We start from the raw sequence: 624 nt of genomic DNA, 5'->3' as shown, positions 1-624 counted from the left end.
CGCGCTGGCCGCCTGGGCGGCTTCCGGCGCGGGGGCTTCCGCCACGGGTCCACCGCTGCGGCGACCGCCGAGGCCTTCGGGCAGGGTGATGTCGCCACCGGCCACGGCCTTGCGCAGGCATTCGAGAATGACCGAAATATCGAACGGGGTGACGTTGCCGGACGCGGGATCGATGCGCGCCACCAACGCTTCAAGCAGGTCCACGACCAGCAGCAACAGGTCCACCAGTTCGTGCGAGCCGGTCATTTCGCCCCGGCGCACGTTGTTGAGCAGGGTTTCCGCCTCGTGGGTCAGGCTGTTCAACTCGGCAAAGCCGATGATGCCGCTGTTGCCCTTGAGGTTGTGGAAGAAACGGAACAGGTCGTTGACCAGTTCCCCCTGCTCGGTGGGATTGCGCTCCAGTTCCAGCAACCCGGAGCTGAGATTTTCCGCCATCTCGCGGGCCTCGTCGATGAAGTCCTTGAGGTGCCCTTCGCCGAAGGCGGTAAGGGAGTAGGACTCCAGGGGCGCCAGCGTGGCGATCCACTCGGCGGCGCCACCCTCTGCCGGGGCTTCGCGCTCCGCCTGGGGCTGGGGCGCCGCTGCAACCGGCTCTGGCGCGGAAACGGGGGCAGCCACGGGCGC

Annotated in this window: 1 protein-coding gene; it reads right to left on the bottom strand. The window is 67.9% G+C overall.

The window, feature by feature from the left end:
- Positions 1-624: Hpt domain-containing protein (locus FVW20_RS18110; protein ID WP_231039249.1), on the bottom strand; the 624-nt coding region annotated here is incomplete at both ends.

The sequence above is a fragment of the Nitratidesulfovibrio oxamicus genome (assembly GCF_015731765.1).
GTDB classification, from domain to species: Bacteria; Desulfobacterota; Desulfovibrionia; order Desulfovibrionales; family Desulfovibrionaceae; genus Cupidesulfovibrio; species Cupidesulfovibrio oxamicus.
This window is presented reverse-complemented; position numbering and strand designations above follow the sequence as displayed.